This window comes from Nostoc sp. C057 (assembly GCF_013393925.1).
GTDB lineage: Bacteria > Cyanobacteriota > Cyanobacteriia > Cyanobacteriales > Nostocaceae > Nostoc > Nostoc muscorum_A.
Window position 1 is genome coordinate 137355 of sequence record NZ_CP040281.1, and the last position, 15217, is coordinate 152571.

General features: G+C 40.5%; 10 protein-coding genes. 7 read left to right on the forward strand and 3 right to left on the reverse strand.

Annotated elements, in window-relative coordinates; all coding sequences use genetic code 11:
* Positions 1-93: 93 nt before the first annotated feature.
* Positions 94-5472: an ATP-binding sensor histidine kinase gene (locus tag FD724_RS00485; RefSeq protein ID WP_179071224.1), complete on the reverse strand. Its 5379-nt coding sequence runs from the start codon at positions 5470-5472 to the stop codon at positions 94-96.
* Positions 5473-5604: 132 nt separating this feature from the next.
* Between FD724_RS00485 and FD724_RS00490 the strand changes: the two genes are divergently transcribed.
* The 7 genes from FD724_RS00490 to FD724_RS00520 all read left to right on the forward strand — a co-directional run bounded on the left by FD724_RS00490 (position 5605) and on the right by FD724_RS00520 (position 14238).
* A complete protein-coding gene (locus FD724_RS00490; protein ID WP_179071225.1) occupies positions 5605-6243 on the forward strand; it encodes a 1-acyl-sn-glycerol-3-phosphate acyltransferase in 639 nt (212 codons plus the stop codon).
* Between the two features lie 156 nt (positions 6244-6399).
* The gene (locus FD724_RS00495; RefSeq protein ID WP_114080358.1) at positions 6400-7437 is read left to right on the forward strand and encodes an AI-2E family transporter; all 1038 of its coding nucleotides are present in this window, start codon (positions 6400-6402) and stop codon (positions 7435-7437) included.
* A gap of 107 nt (positions 7438-7544) precedes the next feature.
* Entirely contained in the window at positions 7545-7844 is a 300-nt protein-coding gene (locus tag FD724_RS00500; protein ID WP_179075364.1) for a DUF2288 domain-containing protein, read from the forward strand.
* A 197-nt stretch (positions 7845-8041) separates the two neighbouring features.
* Entirely contained in the window at positions 8042-10441 is a 2400-nt protein-coding gene (locus FD724_RS00505; protein WP_179071226.1) for an endonuclease MutS2, read from the forward strand.
* A 626-nt stretch (positions 10442-11067) separates the two neighbouring features.
* Complete coding sequence (locus tag FD724_RS00510) at positions 11068-11673, forward strand: DUF3038 domain-containing protein (protein WP_114080213.1); 606 nt, start codon at positions 11068-11070, stop codon at positions 11671-11673.
* A 251-nt stretch (positions 11674-11924) separates the two neighbouring features.
* Positions 11925-13586, forward strand: a complete 1662-nt coding sequence (locus FD724_RS00515; RefSeq protein WP_179071227.1) for a DUF4335 domain-containing protein — start codon at positions 11925-11927, stop codon at positions 13584-13586.
* A gap of 367 nt (positions 13587-13953) precedes the next feature.
* A complete protein-coding gene (locus tag FD724_RS00520) occupies positions 13954-14238 on the forward strand; it encodes a YiaA/YiaB family inner membrane protein (RefSeq protein WP_114080211.1) in 285 nt (94 codons plus the stop codon).
* Between the two features lie 124 nt (positions 14239-14362).
* On the opposite strand, the gene FD724_RS00525 is transcribed toward FD724_RS00520, so the two are convergent.
* Together FD724_RS00525 and FD724_RS00530 are read right to left on the reverse strand one after the other, a co-directional pair.
* Positions 14363-14824: a ferredoxin gene (locus FD724_RS00525; RefSeq protein ID WP_114080210.1), complete on the reverse strand. Its 462-nt coding sequence runs from the start codon at positions 14822-14824 to the stop codon at positions 14363-14365.
* Positions 14824-15210, reverse strand: coding sequence for a DUF1257 domain-containing protein (locus FD724_RS00530; protein ID WP_012406942.1), 387 nt, complete (start codon positions 15208-15210; stop codon positions 14824-14826). The genes FD724_RS00525 and FD724_RS00530 overlap by 1 nt, the downstream gene beginning before the upstream one ends.
* Between the last annotated feature and the right edge of the window lie 7 nt (positions 15211-15217).

Below are 15217 nucleotides of genomic sequence, written 5' to 3' on the forward strand. Positions count from 1 at the left end.
TGTTTCTGAAGTGTTTGTCTAAATTGGGTAAGCATAAAGCAGAGATAAATATTTAGGCTGAAGATTTCCTGAAAGTTCGTATGGATGTATCTGCTACATCGGTAGCTGGATCACAAATTCAGTACCTTCGTCTGGTGTAGAATCTACCTTAATTACTCCGCCATGTTTTTCTACAACGATTTGACGAGCGATCGCTAATCCTAATCCCGTACCTTTACCCACAGCTTTTGTAGTAAATAAGTGGTCAAAAACCTTTTCTTCCACTTCTTCACTTATCCCATTGCCATTATCAGCGATCGCAATTTTCACCCCTTTATTTTCTACCGAGGTTTTAATTGTAATTCGGTTGGGATTTTTCTTAATCTCCTCAAAAGTCCGTCCCGTATTTGATTCATCTAGCGCATCAATGGCATTTGCCAGAATATTCATAAATACCTGATTTAATTGCCCAGGAAAACATTTAATCTGGGGCAAATTACCGTAATTAGTGACCACTTCAATTTCTGGACGTTCTTCATTAGCTTTCAGACGATGTTTGAGAATTAAAATAGTGCTGTCAATACCTTCGTGGATATTAAACGGCACTTTGTAATCTTTATCAGCACGGGAGAAAGTCCGAAGACTGGTGCTGATGTTGCGGAGGCGATCGCACGCCATAGTCATGGAATCAATGATCTTGGGTAAGTCTGATAAACTATAATCCAAGTCAATATCTTCGGCATGGTCTTTAATTTTATCGCTGGGATTTGGTAGACTTTCTTGATATAGTTTTAAGTGTTCAAAAATATCTGCAATAGTGGGTTTAGTTTGTTGGAGACTGGCATAAATAAAGCCCAAAGGATTATTCATTTCATGGGCTACCCCAGCAACCAAATTACCTAATGCAGACATTTTTTCACTTTGAACAACTTGTAATTGTGCTTGTTGTAAGTCTTGTAATGCTTGCCCAGCTTGTTGATAAAGTCGAGCATTCTCTAGAGATATTGCAGCTTGAGATGAAAGAAGGTTAATGACGCTGAGGCGATCGTTAGTAAAAACTCCTTGAGTCAAGCTATTTTCTAAATATAGAATACCTACCAAATATCCTTGATTAATAATCGGGACACACAACACACTCTGAGGTTGATGTTCCAACATATACTTCCCAATTACCCCAGGAATATCTGTTTTGCAATTGTCTATAACAATTGTTTTTTGAGTATTTTTGACATAATTGATAATTTTTACGGGAATATCTTGACAATTATCTAGTAATTGTGAATTGAGGATAGTTTGTATTTCTTCATGCTCGATAAAGGTAATTGCTTTAACTTCCCAAGTGTCCTCCTCTTGGGGAAGAATTAGTACAACTTTTTTCGCGCCAGAGTTTTCTAGGATAATGCGAGTGAGGCTGGCAATGAGTTGATCTGATTTTAGAGAACTGGAAATAGCTTGAGCAGCTTTGAAAACACAGGTAAAATCCAGAACATCAGCAATACTAGTGCTGCCAGTACTAGAAGATGAGGCTGTACCACGAAAAGCAATGGTTTCTAAGGGATTGAGATTGATTCGTTGGTGTTGCAAGATGGGTTTGAGTAGTTGGGGATAAGTTTTTTCTAGGTGATTAACTTTGGCTTTGGCTCCCCAACGGGCGTAGCAGTAGTATGCTTCTTGTATATAGACTTGGGCGATTTTTTCTTTACCCCAGTCGAGGTAGAATTTGGCTGCTAGTTCGTTGCTAAGTGCTTCTTCTTGAATGTAGGCGTTTTCTTTGGCAAGAGATATGGCGCGATCGTACAATTCTATTGCTTCGATTTTTTGTCCTAATATCCGAAACCTTTCAGCTTCTACCAAGTTGCATTTGTGGGCATAATTCTCTGGCGCACTTTCTGCCCATTTTTTGAGTTCTTTATGAGCTTCTGCTACTCGTTCAATAATTATTTTTTGTTCAGCTACTGAGCAGTCTTTATATAAGGCTAAATTAGTCAAAGCCTCATAAAAATAAAAGGTTGGAATTAGCACTAATCCAGTCACGCTGGTTAAATATTTCTCGACAATATCAGCATTTTTTAGTGCTTCTTGATAGTTGCCAAAGAGATAACACAAAAGCAATTTACAAAAATGAAGTTGACAAATAATGCTAGTTTGATTGGCAGCTTGATGCAGAGGCAACATTACGACTTCATCATAAACTTCGCCAATTAAAAAACAAGGATTATCTGACATTCCCAACAAATTCACAACTGATTGATAATAGATTCTATTGAAATTCAAATAGGTAGTTTGCTTAAACTGGTGCATAATTGCGCCATAGTTTCCCATAGCTTGGGCTAATTCCTCTAAACCGTAACCACTTAAATAGGCGTATCTGCCAAAAACATAGGCAGACATTACAGCATATTCAATATCTCCAGTTTCTAAACCACTTGTATAGGCTTGTAAAAGAGGATTTAAAGTATCTTTAAGAGGCGATTTCCAATGTCGAATAAAACAATTTACTGCAAATAGAGTTTTTGATTTAACTTTGAAAGCATTTAAACGTTCAAGTAACAGTAATGCCATTTCCCCAAATTCATATCCTGTATCAATTTCTCCTAAAACACCGCAGAGTATAAGTCCATAGCTAGCATAAGCATAGGTAGATTCTGGAGCATTACCATAGAGGATTGACAATTGAACTTGTTTAAATACAATTATTCGAAACAATGGGGGATTTGCTTGGTAAGCTGCTGACATAATGCTTGACAAAATTCGCATTGCTGCCAGAATATTCTCATCAGTCATTTTTGGCAGTTCTAGTAAATCCATCACTGCTTTATCTGCCAAAAGACATTTTGTTTGTTCTAGTTCAGAGTTGATATCAGTTTGATTGACTTGTTGAGGCAATTCCACTCCGATTGATTGAAGAACAGTCAGTGCAATTTGCAAAGCATTCTTGTGCTGTGCCTGTGCCATGTAAGCTTGAATTTTGACATTGTAGATAGGAATTTGTTCGAGGAGAGTTTTTGCTTGTTGGATAACGATAGTTGCATAGCTTTCCATGCGTTCAAAGTCACCACTCAGACAAAGTACTTCTGTAATTGATTGATATAGTAATAGTGTTAGCTCATACTGGCTATACCAACCCTCATCAGGTAAAAGTTCTAAACCTATGCTTAAATATTCAACTGCTAATGTATAAGCAGTTGCCAATTGTGCTTTTCTACCTGCTTTTAAATTCAATTTGAGCAGTTGTTCTCGTTCAAGCGGATCAATAATCAGTGTTAATGCAATATTTAACTGATTAACAATTTCAAAAACTTTTTCTTCTTTTTTGATTTCAGGTGTGTTTTTAAGTAATAGTTTACCTATTTGTAGATGGGTAGCTTTTTTCTGTTCTTCAGGGATAAGAGAGTATGCAGCTTCTTGGACGCGATCGTGTAAAAATTTATAGTTAACAATTTCAGAACTTTCTTCAGCAATAGCTTGATTTCCCTCAGCAAGATAAAATTTATACACCTCACTAGTAGGTAAAATTAAACCCTCATGCAATGCGTTCCACAAATTAGTTGCGGTTTCTACTTGCGATTGTTCTGAAACAACTGCTAATGTTTTCAAATCAAACTGATTTCCAATACAAGCAGCTAATTTCAAAACATCTTGAGTTGCTTGTGGTAGCTTTCTCAATTGCAATACCATGAATTCAACTACATCATTTGTGAGTGCTTGCTGATTAATTTCAGTGATGTCACATTGCCAGCAACCCTCTGTAAAGTTAAATTTAATTAGCCCATCTTGGTATAATGATTTTAGAAATTGAGTATCAAAAAATGGATTGCCAAAAGTTTTTTGATAAACTATCTGTGAAATTGGTAATGCTAAAGCTTCTGAACATTTAAGCGTTGCAGCAATTAATTGATTGACATCTCCTTGACTTAATGGTGCTAAAGTAATTGTGTTAATAGTTGCTGCTGTTTTTTGCATCTCACTAACAGTCAACATCAAGGGATGTACTGGATTTACTTCATTATCTCGATAAGCACCAATTAATAAAAGATGTTTTGTATCAGCTATTAATAACTGCATTAATTTCAGTGATGCCAAATCAGTCCATTGCAAATCATCTAAAAATATTACTAATGGATGTTCAACGCTAGTGAAAACTTGAGTAAATTTTTGAAATAATAAATTAAATCTATTTTGGGATGCGCTTCCTGATAATTCTATGGCTGGTGTTTGTTTGCCAATAATTCTTTCTAATTCGGGAATAACTTCAATAATAACTTGTCCATTTTCACCTAAAGCTTCTAAAATTTGACTTTTCCATTGTTGAATTTGAGAAGTACTTTCTGTTAATAATTGACCGATTAAATTTCGGAATGCTTTTACAAAGGCGACAAAGGGAACATTTCTTTGAAATTGGTCATATTTGCCTTTGATAAAATAACCGCGTTGGCGCACAATCGGTTTATGAACTTCGTTAACAACAGCAGTTTTACCAATACCTGAAGAACCAGCTACCAGAATCATTTCAGTTGCACCTTTGCTAACTCTTTCAAAGGCTTCAAGGAGGGTGGCTATTTCGGCTTCTCGTCCATAGAGTTTATCGGGGATAATAAAGCGATCGCACACATCACTTTGGGCAATTTCAAAGTTATCAATTGTGCCAGTTTCTTTTAGATGATGTAAACATTTTTCTAAATCAAGTTTTAATCCTAATGCACTCTGATAGCGATCTTCAGCATTTTTGCTCATCAATTTCATGACAATATCTGAAATCACCTGCGGAATTTCTTCGCGTTTAATTTTTTCTGGAACTTTTGCAATATGACAATGCAGCAACTCCATTGGATCGTTTGATTTAAATGGTAATCTTCCAGTTAGTAGTTCGTAAAAAGTTACACCTAGAGCATAAAAATCAGTTCGATAGTCAATCCCCCGATTCATTCTGCCTGTTTGTTCTGGGGAAATATAAGCAAGTGTCCCTTCTAACACATTGGGACTGATGAGCGTTTGGGTTTCTCGTGGTAGCAGAGATGCAATACTAAAGTCAATTAATTTAACTTGTTTGGTTTCTGGATTAATTAGAATATTGGCGGGTTTGATATCTTTATGAATAATCCGTTCGCGGTAGAGTATATCTAAGGTATTGCACAGTGCGATCGCAATTCTTAAAAACTCTTGTAGAAAATCGGTATGTCGCGTCTGGTCAGAGATGAAATAATCTTTAAGAGAAATCCCGCCAAAATCTTCCATTACCAACGCATAGCCATTTTGATACGGTTCCAAGCTGTAGGTTTGGATGATTAGAGGTGAGTTGATATTTTTAGCTATGGTGTACTGATTACGAAACGATAAGAGTTCGCTGAAACTTGGATAAGGATTTTTCAGCAATTTAATCACTACAGGTAATAAGTCAGTTTCTCGATAACCGCGATAAACCACGGTTCGAGAACCGTTGTAGAGTTGTTCGCTAACCTTGTATCCAGAAATACTGACTGTAGTGAGAAACATACTGTTAAATTCTAAGGATTTCTAGATTTAGTGTTCCCCGATGTAAAGCAATTCATCTCTATAGCTTTTTTGCGTTTGATCTGGGTGTTGCGATCGCTTATGCTAAATTCAGTTTGATTTGCATTATCTTCTGTGGACAAAAACCGCGAACCGTTTATCAGTCTGGCACTTTACCACGCCTTTAAATGGTCAGTCGTCAGCCCCATGCTTCACACTTACTTTCGGGGCCAGATTCATGGTACGGAAAATGTCCCCCAATCAGGGCCGTTATTAGTAGTAAGTAATCACGCTAGTTACTTTGACCCGCCGATTGTCTCTAATTGTGTACGTCGTCCTGTGGCGTATATGGCTAAGGAAGAATTATTTAAAATCCCAGTTTTGGCGCAAGCGATTAAATTGTATGGTGCTTACCCGGTGAGTCGAGGAAGTGCCGATCGCAATGCTATCCGTTCCGCCCTAGAATATCTCAATAAAGGTTGGGCTGTCGGTGTTTTCTTGCAAGGTACTCGCACCCCAGATGGTCGAATTACAGACCCCAAAAGAGGCGCACTGCTGCTGGCTGCGAAAGCAAAAGCCCCAATATTACCAGTAAGTGTCTGGGGTACTGAAAAGATTTTACAAAAAGGCTCGTCTTTACCTCGCGCAGTTCCCATCACTGTAAGAATTGGTAACTTGATTGATGCGCCTAGTTCCAGTAATAAAGAAGAATTGGAAGCGTTGACACAAAAGTGTGCCTCGGTAATTAACGAGATGCATGATTTAGGACGATGAATCTAGAGATACAACAGATATATGCTTTAGGGAGGTAGCGATCGCCCCTTAACCTCTGTATGTTTAAGGTCAATCTGCTCTAGCAATGACATCAGACTTTGTGCTTAAATGCAACTGCTAGGCAAATCTACCAGCAATTTCACCCTAAACAGCATTATGAGCGGCTTTGAAGCCAAGAATTTTTGGGAGCGATTAAATAATCTGGCATTAGTCCGCTTTTTGCTCTTAGTTGCTTCTGGCTGGGCAATTGTACAGCTTTTAGCTTACTTTGAAGCAGTCATTGTTATTTTTACATTTGCGGCAATTTTGGCTTTTTTACTCAGCTATCCCGTACAAGGGCTGCGGCGTTTTTTGCCCCACGGTGTAGCTGTTAGCTTAGTTTTCTTACTCAGTATTGTGATTATAGGCGGTCTGATAATTACCGTGGGCTTAACGGTTTTATCTCAAGGACAAGAATTAATTGATAGTATCACTGTGTTTTTAAATTCTTTAGCACCTTTATTAGAAGGACTAGAAGCATTTTTGCGAAGCCGTAATTTACAAATAGATTTAAGTTTTATTGAAGAACAATTGCGTAATCAAGCTGTATCAAGTCTTGTGACTAGTTTGGCTATTTTGCAAGGGTTCATGACGAATTTTGTGACTTTTATCTTGATTGCAGTTGTGGCTTTCTTCATGCTATTAGATGGAGACAAATTGTGGAATCTGATTTTAAAAATAGTCCCCAAACATCGCCGCAATAGATTTACAAATATAATCAGACGGTCTTTTCTAGGATTTTTTAGAGGACAGTTATTATTAAGTGCATTTCTCACAAGTACAACTTTTCTAGTTTTCTTAATATTAAAGGTACCTTTTGCTTTGATATTATCAATAATAGTTGGTTTTCTTGATATTATTCCTGGTATTGGAGCGACATTAGGAGTAAGCACAGTGACATTATTTGTGTTGTCTCAAGGTGTTTGGTTAGCATTGAAAGTCTTGATAGCTTGTATTGTCCTCCAGCAGATACAAGACAATTTGATTTCGCCTCGAATTATGCAAGATGCGCTGAATCTTAATCCTGTAGTGATATTTTTTGCTTTGCTAGTAGGTGCTAGAGTAGCAGGACTCTTAGGTGTTTTTATATCTATTCCAATCGCAGGAGTAATTGTATCTTTATTTGAAATTGATGAAATGAAATCTGAAGTTTAGAGACGCGATTCATCGCGTCTGTACAAAAGGTGGAGTAGAAATGCGATGAATCGCGTCTGTAGTAATTAATGTAAAATAGTTTGTTAGCCAAGACAAATTGAAGAATGATGTCGGATTTAAAAGCGGAATTGACAGAAATTTTGGATGAGGCAGAGTGGGAGTGGCTAATTCCTCATGTACAACGAGATGCAGTAATTTTGGTAGCACCAGAGTTAAACTTGGTGGATGTTGGAGTAGCGATTGCCAGTGATAACATTCCATCAGTAGAACAGTGGATTGATGAGCAATTAATTACCAAACCCACAACAGTACAAGTGGGAGAATGGAATCTTGAGCGCAGTAAGCGATTTAATACTCTCATCGTTCAGCCTTACGTTTTGGTGAAGGAAATAGTCGCTACTTCTTAAATTAGTTTCTGTATTGTTTTCGATGACAGTTTGTGTTAAGGTAATTTTTCAGTAAAGATAGCTTGACGTGCCCTTTATTACTTGGTGATTACCACACACTGTCTGGCTGATTTGAATAAAGCGAAATTTTCTCCTTTAAGATTTAGCCATCTAGGAGCTACAATTGTTACGATAATTTCAGATTAGATGTTGAAACCTTGATCCAATCTGAAACCTTAGAATTATTAGAATGGCATCGCCTCTGCCAGCACCTTGCCACCTTCGCGGCAACTAAGCTGGGAGCGACAGCTGCGCGTCATCTGAAAATACCCGATTCTCAGACCCAAAGCGAACAGTTGTTAGAGCAAACCAAAGAAGTCTACCAACTGGAAAGTCGCCTGACTACGGGACTGTCATTCGAGGGAATTCAAGATATTGGCGATTCCTTAGAACGGGCAGAACGCAGTGGAGTTTTGGCAGGAGAGGAACTGTTAGCGATCGCCACCACCCTCGCTGGTGCTAGAAGTTTGCGCCGTGTCATCGATAATCAGGAAGATTTGCCAATACTGACTGAGTTAGTTGCCGATTTACGGACTTATCCAGAACTAGAACAAGAAATTCACCGATGTATTGATGAACGGGCCCAAGTAACTGACCGCGCGAGTCAAAAACTGGGAGAAATTCGCACAGATTTGCGGCGATTACGCAGCCAAATTACCCAAAAGCTGCAAAATATCTTACAGGCAAAATCTGGGGCAGTTCAAGAACAACTAATTACCCAACGGAGCGATCGCTTTGTCATCCCCGTAAAAGCACCCCAAAAAGATGCCATCCCCGGTATTGTTCACGACACGTCTACCAGTGGCGCAACCCTTTACGTAGAACCGAATTCGGTAGTGCCTCTAGGCAACCAACTGCGGCAAATCATCCGAAGAGAGCAAGCGGAAGAAGAAACGATTCGCCGCGTTTTGACGGAACAAGTCGCCGCAGTCAAACCAGATTTAGAGAGATTATTAGCGATCGCCACCACTTTAGATATGGCAACCGCTAGATCCCGCTATAGTTTTTGGCTAGGAGCGAATCCTCCGCGATTTATCCAGCGTGAAGACAAGGAAATCATTACCTTACGGAACTTACGACATCCTTTGTTAGTGTGGCAACAACAGCATGAACAAGGGCAACCAGTAGTTCCTGTAGATTTGCTGATCAATCCGCTAATTCGGGTTGTAACTATTACCGGACCAAATACTGGCGGTAAAACTGTAACCTTAAAAACTCTGGGGTTAGCAGCGTTGATGGCCAAAGTGGGTTTATTTGTCCCCGCGCGCGAACCAGTGGAAATACCTTGGTTTGATAAAGTGCTGGCAGATATTGGCGATGAACAATCCTTACAGCAAAGTTTATCCACATTCTCTGGTCACATCCGCCGAATTAGTCGAATTTTAGAAGCATTGGGAAATCAAGAAGAAGAAATTCCTAATCCCCAATCACTCGTTTTACTCGATGAAGTCGGCGCAGGAACCGATCCAGTTGAGGGTAGTGCCCTAGCGATCGCCTTATTGCAATATCTCGCTAACCATGCCCAACTAACGATCGCCACCACTCACTTCGGGGAACTAAAAGCTCTGAAATACGAAGATGAGCGGTTTGAAAATGCCTCTGTAGAATTTGACGAAAGTACTCTCTCGCCTACTTACCGTCTGCTGTGGGGCATCCCCGGACGTTCTAACGCTCTGACAATTGCCCTGCGCCTGGGATTAAAACCAGAAGTGGTAGAAGAGGCAAAAATCCAAGTGGGAGAGGCCACAGATGAAGTCAACCAAGTGATTGCTGGCTTAGAAGCCCAACGCCGCCGCCAGGAAACCAAAGCAGCCGAAGCCCAAAGTTTGTTGCAGCAAGCGGAACGTTTATACAAAGAAGTATCCGCAAAAGCCGCAAGCTTGGAAGAAAGGGAAAGTAGTTTGCGGGCTTCACAAGAAATAGCAGTCCAACAAGCTATCGCTCAAGCAAAAGGTGAAATTGCCCAAGTGATTCGGCGCTTGCAGAAGGGTACGCCCACAGCCCAAGAAGCGCAGCAAGCAACTAATGCTTTGAATCAAATTGGCCAGCAATATCAGCCAGCAACGCCAGCAAAACCAAAAGCTGGGTTTATGCCCAAAGTAGGCGATCGCGTCCGCATTCCAAAATTGGGACAGATAGCAGATGTGATCACCGCCCCCGATGAAGATGGCGAGTTAAGCGTTCGCTTTGGGCTAATGAAGATGACGGTGAAGTTGCAAGATGTAGAATCTCTAGATGGTCAAAAACCCGAACCAGTTGTTAAAGCCAAACCAGCCCCAGCAGCAGTAACCCCACCGCCACAAAATGTCCCAGAAATTCGGACTTCCAAAAATACCATCGATTTGCGTGGTAAACGGGTAGCTGATGCCGAATACATTTTAGATAAAGCCATCTCGGAAGCTACAGGCCCAGTCTGGATTATTCATGGTTACGGTACTGGTAAACTGCGGCAAGGAGTTCACGCATTTTTGCAACAGCATCCCAGAGTGAACAACTACGAACCAGCAGAACAAGCAGATGGCGGCACTGGTGTTACCGTTGCTCACATCAAAAAGTAGCAATAAATGTGAAAGTAGGGGCGCAAGGCATTGCGCCCCTACTTAGGCAAACAAACAATGGCTGAAAAGAAAGATTTTAATCTTAGGGAAATTCATAAATTGCCCCTACCGCGTGTAGTTTTGCGTAAGTCCTAATTAGTTTCAAGAAGGTATAAATCATCCTGATGTTACCCAGGATGTGATGAAATCAAACGCTACACATAGATGGGATGATAGAAAGGGAAAGCAGTAAGAAGCGCCTTTAGCAAACAGGTAAAAGATTTGTATAGTAATTATGTATACATTAAGAACAAGTAATAAACATCAAGAAATTTCAAAATCTCAAACCGCAAATAAATGTAGGAGGTATTCTACATAATTAGCAGTTAGCATTCAAAACAATAGTTTATTTATACTCTTGTACGGAATTAACAGTGAAAGTCAGGTAAACCTTAATTAGAATTGATACTTTTCTACTTTGTTGAAAATAAATTTTCATCTAGAGTAGGACAAAGATACATGCTGTTTACCACATAGAAAAATCTAGCTGAAGTCTCTGGCTCATAGCTATGGGAAACCAAGTTTGATGCTTGAGAGTCTGGTTTCAAAATGGGTAACAGCAACATCCCCTATCAGCTTGATCACCTATGCTAAAAGTTATGCACTCGGCCGCCAACTCAGCCACGCCAAATTCTCAGTGGGAGGATTTAATCAAGCTTCCAGCCCCAAACACAGTTCAATGGGATAATATCAAAACCCAATTAGACTTGGTGCTGTTGGCGCTAGAAACCTTAACTGGGATTGGTTCAGAGGCTATGCTTTCGGCGGCAACTGATCTGAATTTAGAGTCAAGAGTGCCAGACCGCGTAGCTTTATGGCGACTGCGCCAATCAAATCCCCTACGTAAAGGTCAAGGAGGGCGAAAAAAGCTAGATGTCGAAGAAGCGCGATCGCTTGTTCTGATCATCTGCTACTTAGCCAAACAGCACCAGGAATTGATTCGCCGCGCTGTCGGTCTGTTGGAGCAAATGGCAGAAAATAACCGGGAACCTCACCAAGCTGCCTTACTTGGAGACTATATTGATGCTTTTTGCAACACCTACCAAGAGCGGATGGAAGAGGATGAGAAAATCTCAACAGATTTGCTTACTAACCTGGCACTAAAACTGCTTGTAGATTTACTTTTTTACAGCGCCCCTGGTGGACATCGCCGTCTCTGGCTAGCACTTATAGACGGTTCGACAAAATTTTAGATTTGAAATTTGAAATTCCTCAATCAAAATTTGCTTGTGATTTGTTTGCTAGATCGGGAAACTCTTTTGATCGTCATTAGCTCTTGAGCGATGCACTATCAGCAATGCTTCCTCCTAGTACAAGACTACATAACGAAAGAAACCTGACCAACTTCCTTCACTCAGAAGGAATCCACCGTTTAACTTTTCTTTGCAAGCAACTGGCTTAACTTTTTGCAAAATCCCAAATAGTCTTCCTCGCAGTTCCTGCCATGCCTCTATCAAATTCTGTAATTCGTCGCTACACACCACCTACTTGCACGCTAGAAGTATTCGCCCAAAGCTCGCCTCTGTCCCGTTGGATGGGTAAAACTGTCCTCAAACACCTAAGCTTTGAACTACGCTTTGATGATCCCCGGCTCCCAGAAGAACACAGAGTTCCAATTCGGGGCGATCGCGAGCAGCTTGAAGCTTTATGTGATGCAGTCACAAACTATGTACAGCAATTCCTTCAACAGTCTCCAGAAAGCTTTTGGGTAAGTTTCTCCGGTACCCAGGAATCAAGCACAGCAATAGGTGAGCCGGAATTAAAGTCCTCAACAAAAACATTAAATTCCTTTAGCACCCAGTTTCCTGGGGCAAATATCCGCTTAGAACCAAGCAGCTATTTAACTCACAATTTATTTCTCGGTTCTCTGGCCAACTTCTCATCTGGCCCCGTCATTAAGCTCAGTCTGCTGCAATTATTCGATTTGGCAAGTGCTTTAGATGAATACTCAACTGATGTCATGGCACTCCCAACTCTTAATAGCACAAGTTCGACTCTGAGGTTCCCTGCCTGGGCACCTGTTGCCGCAGTATTAGTGTTAGGTATAGGTTTCTTACCAGTTACTTGGCAATATGCTAACAGCATTAGGGGAAAGGAACAGCAGACAGCCAAAACATCAGATTCAGCAGCAGTAAAGACAGCTTTAGAACCTTCAACTTCACTAAACTTTCCTACACCTGAACCTGGAATTATCCCTCCATCGGATAATTTGCTAGGTTCCACTCCTCCACTTTCCACATCTACTTTGCCCCAAGCACCTTTAACAGCCCCTAGTTCTAGTTTTTCTGTACCGCAACCTCTATTTCCCAATAATTCACTGACAACAACCCAGGGCAAGACTGCAACCCTTCCTAATAATCAAGCGATGCCTTCTCTGCGAGACGCTACGCGTAGCTTGCTTCCACGAAGTGGTACGGCGAGCCTTGCTAACTCACCATCAAGTAAAATCCCAGGACAGGAAATAGCCATCGTACCAAATCTTGCACAGAACCCTACAGGGTCAAATCCCCAAGCTGGAACTCTCCCCCAGTTGCGGAATTTGCCACCCAGACTATCTTCTAACCCAGGCAGTTTACCAACTAATATCTCACCAGTTCTCCCTCCGTCTCTTGAGAGCATACCCAATAATAATCGTGGCAATACCTCTGCACTAAACTCACAACAGCTAGACGAAAGAATCAATTCCCTACGGCAACCTTCTACTGGAGAAAAACCCGCTTCACAACTTCCTTCGTCTAGAACTGCGGAGAACAATCCATTCATCGACCAATTAGGAGATGCACGCAAAACCCCTAAATCCACAGAAGTGGCTACTGGTACATTATTTGATACACCTCAAGTAGCAGAAGCTAGAGAATACCTAAAAAAGCGTTGGCAACCACCTACTGGGCTAGGACAAACATTAGAGTACAGTCTGATAGTCAGTGTTGACGGCACAGTTGAACGAATTTTTCCTCTTAATAAGGCAGCAAGAGAATTCGTTGATAGTACTGGGATGCCTGAAGTTGGTAAACCTTTTGTTTCCGCCAATACACGCGGACAAGATGTCAGAATTCGAGTTGTTCTTAGTCCTGATGGCAAGGTACAGACTTTTCCAGATGAATAAGTAAATTAATCTGTTTAATGCCACTTAGAAAACTGGTACAAACTTTGTGCCAGTTTCTATTTACTTCAATTGCTCTTGAGCTTATCTTTCGGAGCCCAGTTACCAAACTGGTCTTACTGTTGATAACAGTAAACCTACCAATGAATACAATTCTTTTAACACCACTTTTTCAACATTAAACTACAGATACAAGTCTGGAAACCCAGATAAAATCTGATGCCTTTTACAGCAGCTTTCATGTATTTGAAGCACATCTGACGCAGAGGCATAGCAATGCTATACCCTAGCGCGTGGTCTATTTACCTGAAAATAGCTTTAATTACGAATTAGTATAAATCACTCATATCAAATATCAAAGTTAGGAAATATGCAAACAATTGGTACTCAAAAAGACAGTCCAGCTTGGGTTATTCAAACTTGGGCAGCTTTTGTGATTTCTATTTCTATGACCAGCTTCGGCATTGTAAACTTACCTGTAAATGGTTGGGTCAAGGGCTTTATGGGTATGGGTATGGCTTTCTCTGTTGGCTCAACTTTTACGTTGGCGAAAACTACTAGAGACTTGCATGAAAATAGAAGATTAACCGCTAGGTTAGACGAGGCTAAAGTAGAAAAATTACTTTCACAACACGATCCTCTAAATTTCAAATAAAGCCAACCATAACGATTTTGGATTAAAAGACTTTACCAAAAAGCTGTCAGAAATTAACTATATTACGAAAAGCAAAAGGACTGGATATACCCAGTCCTTTATTATGTTGATTTAATGTTTTTTGTTAATAACGAGATTTTTTTGTCTTTAACTTTTGCTTTTTACGCCGACGTTCGCTAGCAGCAACGGCCTGTTCTACCGGATAACCCACTACGGGAATTACTTGATATTTGCGCTCTGCTTCTAAGTTTTTCAATTCAGTGTAATCAACCCAGTGAATACAATCAACCGGGCAAGTATCAATTGCTTCTTGGATAATTTCTTCAGCGTCTCCATCTTGCCGAACCACGCGCGATCGCCCGTAATCTGGTTCAATATAAAAGGTGTTACGTGCAACATGAGCGCAATGCTTGCAACCAATACAGGTGATTTCATCAACATAAACACCATTTTGGCGCAGCAAACCACCCAATTCCGGCTCTAAACCAGAACGTTCTGGGGCATCCCTTAAAAAACCCCCTAATTCTGGTTCCAAACCGGAACGGTTATCTTCTTGTTCTTCCGGCGACGGCAGAAAATCAGCCATTACGCACTCCAGCGCTGTACTACCAGACGAATCGAACCATCTTCATTTTTTTGTTGTTCAGAGACTTGAAAACCAACACGAGCGGTTTCTTTCACAACTGTTTGGTAAGCATAGCGCTGTGTTACCTGGCGCAAAAATCCATCCACAGAAAGGTCTTGCTGCCAATATTGCAAATCAGCTACTAATTCATATTCCTTGCCATTCCATCTAAAGCCGATATCATAGCCATTTTCCTGCTCAATACTAACTTCCGCAGGATGGGTTTGACCGCGATAGCCACGGACTTCGCGTGGGCCAGGTTTCCAGTCTACGCCCAATTCAGTCAAAGCATCTTTCAAAGAATCAAGGTTACGGATTTGAGTCTTAATTTGGCTAAAGTGTGACATGGTGGTT

What these genes read in the sequence shown, in the direction of transcription:
- FD724_RS00485 (WP_179071224.1), bottom strand. Translation starts at nt 5,472, where the DNA reads ATGTTTCTCACTACAGTCAGTATTTCTGGATACAAGGTTAGCGAACAA.
- FD724_RS00495 (WP_114080358.1), top strand. Translation starts at nt 6,400, where the DNA reads ATGAGCGGCTTTGAAGCCAAGAATTTTTGGGAGCGATTAAATAATCTG.
- FD724_RS00500 (WP_179075364.1), top strand. Translation starts at nt 7,545, where the DNA reads ATGTCGGATTTAAAAGCGGAATTGACAGAAATTTTGGATGAGGCAGAG.
- FD724_RS00510 (WP_114080213.1), top strand. Translation starts at nt 11,068, where the DNA reads ATGCTAAAAGTTATGCACTCGGCCGCCAACTCAGCCACGCCAAATTCT.
- FD724_RS00515 (WP_179071227.1), top strand. Translation starts at nt 11,925, where the DNA reads ATGCCTCTATCAAATTCTGTAATTCGTCGCTACACACCACCTACTTGC.
- FD724_RS00520 (WP_114080211.1), top strand. Translation starts at nt 13,954, where the DNA reads ATGCAAACAATTGGTACTCAAAAAGACAGTCCAGCTTGGGTTATTCAA.
- FD724_RS00525 (WP_114080210.1), bottom strand. Translation starts at nt 14,824, where the DNA reads ATGGCTGATTTTCTGCCGTCGCCGGAAGAACAAGAAGATAACCGTTCC.
- FD724_RS00530 (WP_012406942.1), bottom strand. Translation starts at nt 15,210, where the DNA reads ATGTCACACTTTAGCCAAATTAAGACTCAAATCCGTAACCTTGATTCT.